Annotated in this window: 3 protein-coding genes; 1 reads left to right on the top strand and 2 read right to left on the bottom strand. The window is 37.3% G+C overall.

All coding sequences use genetic code 11. From position 1 onward, the window contains the following. Positions 1-526: 526 nt before the first annotated feature. Positions 527-1,234, bottom strand: a complete 708-nt coding sequence (locus CWC18_RS12045) for a metal-dependent hydrolase (protein WP_138675332.1) — start codon at positions 1,232-1,234, stop codon at positions 527-529. A 517-nt stretch (positions 1,235-1,751) separates the two neighbouring features. Here CWC18_RS12045 and CWC18_RS12040 point away from each other — a divergent pair. Continuing rightward, positions 1,752-2,939: a GGDEF domain-containing protein gene (locus CWC18_RS12040; protein WP_138675331.1), complete on the top strand. Its 1,188-nt coding sequence runs from the start codon at positions 1,752-1,754 to the stop codon at positions 2,937-2,939. Between the two features lie 90 nt (positions 2,940-3,029). On the opposite strand, the gene CWC18_RS21950 is transcribed toward CWC18_RS12040, so the two are convergent. Continuing rightward, positions 3,030-3,335: a hypothetical protein gene (locus CWC18_RS21950; RefSeq protein WP_432760780.1), complete on the bottom strand. Its 306-nt coding sequence runs from the start codon at positions 3,333-3,335 to the stop codon at positions 3,030-3,032. Positions 3,336-3,403: the final 68 nt, after the last annotated feature.

The raw sequence follows: 3,403 nt of genomic DNA, 5'->3' as shown, positions 1-3,403 counted from the left end.
GCGACGGGTTTTTTGCTTTTTAAGGTTTAGGAAAAGGAATTAAGAACAATTGGATTAGGAAGGGGTTCAGGCTGCCATTAAAGAACAGTTAAAGACAATGGACCCTGAAATGAATTCAGGGAGACGAACCTCACACTTTTTTCTTCCTTACGCAGGTCAGGATCCAAAACACCCATGCTTCTTGCCGCTGTTAATATAACAGGCTTCATATACTTACCCTGTTGTTTTCCTGACGCAGGTCGGGGTCCAAAGTACTCATGTTTGAAGTTGTTATTATCATAGGTTCAGATTTTCCCCATTGTCTTCCTGACGAAGGTCAGGATCCATAAGACAGTTGTTATTTTTACACGGTTCTGAATTCTTAAAAGGCAGTGAAAAGCCATGGACCCTGAAATGAATGCAGGGAGACGGAGTTTTGATTACGCTAATCTCATAGCTTATGAATACCTTATTTTACAACGTAGCCAAGGCTTAACATGTTCTGTAAAGTTTAGCTCTGATGAGTATAGCGTTATAAAGCTCCTATTCAGAACGAGTATCTGGTTAAGTCAGGTAAAAGCTGTATTTGTATTAGAGCACTTTTTATCTTCAAGAATGTATTAAATATCTCATCGTAGCTGTGCCACATCCAATAGGTGTTTAAACCTATAAAGGTAAATTGAAACAGTGTTGCTGTAATATATCGAGTATCAAATAGTTTTAAGGCGCTGCCAAAAGATGCCTTGATTTCCTTATTACTAATATCGACGCTGTAACATTCATCGAGAATAAGGTGGGTCAGATACCCGACTAATACATATATCGCAGATAAAACGGCCAAAGTAATCGAAAAATTAAGCCACATAGCTAAATTTAACGTTGTTAATACGACCAGTACAACGGCTGAAAGTGAATGAAATGAACCTCTATGTACCGTTAAATGTTCAAAAATAGGCTTTATAGCAAAGTGGATAAAGCCATATATCAAAAGCAAAGAGGCCCAAATTTCTAGTAGTGAGTCAAAGTTGAAAGAGAGTATAACGATCGCACTGACCGCAAGAGAAAATATTGAAAAAAGCGTGTTTAACGACTTTGAACGATCGGCGTCGAGATCAGGCACGAGCCCAGAAAGAGAACCAATTATAAAAAGGCCACAGACTTGTATTAGTGGGATCAAGTCGACAGCTAATATGGCAGTAGATAGCGCTGCACTTGTAATAATAGATGCTTTTAAATGAGTGGAGAAATTAGCCATGTAAATTTACTTCTTATGATTTATACGATTGAATATTAACATAATGAAATTTATTTGCGTGTGGCCTTTTAGGAACAATCATTTATGAGCTTTCGAATAAAGGAGAAGTGATAAGCTAGTAATGTAATAATGGAATTGATTCTGTAACAGGTTCTGTGCAATGGTCACGTCCCCTAAGCTCGATGGCTGTTTATTGTGAATCACGTTTAAACGTTCATTTCATGTGTATATGGAAACTATAATGTTTTTCACGATATAGGAAAATTACAATGTGTATCTTTAAGCGCAAGAACCTACTCAGCATAAATACTCTACTTTTTATAGTCACTCAGAACAATTAATAATCAAGGGGTAGCTAGAACTAATCCATCGATAGCCTAGTGAGCAAATATATTACTGCCTCATTTTGTGCAGCATATAGGGTAAAGTGCTAGCTAGGGCTTATGAGGCTAGCAATCAGCGGTGTTGGGCTTTACAATATCTTGCTTGTTTAAGCTGAGTATTTAAAGGGGTATGGTTGTTTAATTTTGTAGGTTTGAAGCCAACATTAATCAGTATAGCGGGTGTGAGTGTTTTATTTATTCTGGCAACGTATTTTCAGGTATTCATAACAGAAGTATCAGATTCTATCCATAAAGCTGTTTACCCTGTGTTAGCTGCTGTTTTTCTATTTTCAGCGCAGTTTAATCGCAGTCGAATTAGCCTTTTATGTGGTATTTGGCTAATTTTTGTTTTTAATGAAAGGCATGATGTATATTGGAAGGCATGGCTTGATACCCATCAGCCATGGCTGATAATAACGCTTTCATTTATATTCGTTGTGTGCGCTTTGATAAAAGATCGAGCTTTGCTCTCCTTTCACCTTATTACTCGTATTATCTATTTTGTTTTATGCGGAGCACTATCTTGGTATTGGCTGCTGCATAATGATTCTCTGTTGTCGCTATTACCCGATAATCTTATATATGAGCCAATAAAGGCACTTATCCCAACCTTATTACCATTGTCACTTTGTAATGTAACCTTGTTGCTATTGAGCATGAGAAGTACTGACTTAACCAAGAGTATTTTATTGATCAGTTCTTTGTTATGGAGTGCCACTGCGTTTGAGTTACATGAATTTGCGTTTGACGCCATCCTTTTGGTTTTAGCTGTCCTTTATTTATTAGTTGTCTGTATTGAATCATATTTTTTGGCATATCGTGACGAGCTTACGAGCCTGCCGACACGCAGAGCTTTACATCAACTTGCCTTGTCACTAGGGCGTCGTTATACCGTCGCTATGATCGATATTGATCACTTTAAAAAGTTTAATGATACGTACGGTCATGATATTGGTGATCAGGTGTTAAAACTAGTGGCATCAAAGCTTGCCAAACTAAAGGGCGGTGGTCGAGTGTTTCGATATGGAGGAGAAGAGTTCACCGTCATTTTTTCGCGTAAAGGAATTGAACATGCTCAGGAGTATTTAGAGGTATTACGTGAAGAAATCGCTAATTATGACATGGTGATCAGAGATACTTCACGCAGTGGTAAACAAGCAAGGAAATCGACTCGTTCACAAAGCATGAAGACTGTTCACGTAACAGTATCAATTGGGGTGGCTGAAAAGTCGGCTAAATACCGGTTTGAGCAGGTACTTAAACGCGCAGATCTTGCACTTTATCGCGCTAAAAAACGAGGCAGGAATAATGTTTGCCAGTAGTTAACTTTTATTGAAAATATTTTAAGAGATCCCTTACATAAAGTATGTATACCTTAACTACCGTACTTTTCAAGTGAGATACAATCGAGTTTACTTGTTCCTATGGTACTTTTTTCCATTGAGGAGCTTACCCATAAAACTAAAACGTATGAGCAAATGATAACTTGCGAAGCTAATTGCCAATGTAAAGACAACAGATATTAAAAACTTTAAGTAAATCGAAATATCTAGGGCTAACAAAGGCATTTGTATATAAATTAGAATCGGTACATGAATTAAATAGACCCAGTATGAGGCATCTGAAATATAACGTGTCAGGGTATTTTTACATTGGAGAAACTTATACGCTAAAACGATGGCCAACAATGACCAGTAAACTATCGAGATACTTTGAATCGCTACTAACAGAAAGTGATGTGGGTCAAAAGTTGATTTATAGTGTGTTTGTAGTGGTCAACTAATTT

The sequence above is a fragment of the Pseudoalteromonas aurantia genome (assembly GCF_005886875.1).
Classification (GTDB): Bacteria; Pseudomonadota; Gammaproteobacteria; order Enterobacterales; family Alteromonadaceae; genus Pseudoalteromonas; species Pseudoalteromonas aurantia_A.
Note: the sequence above shows the minus strand (reverse complement) of the source record. Positions and strands in the feature narration are given on the sequence as shown.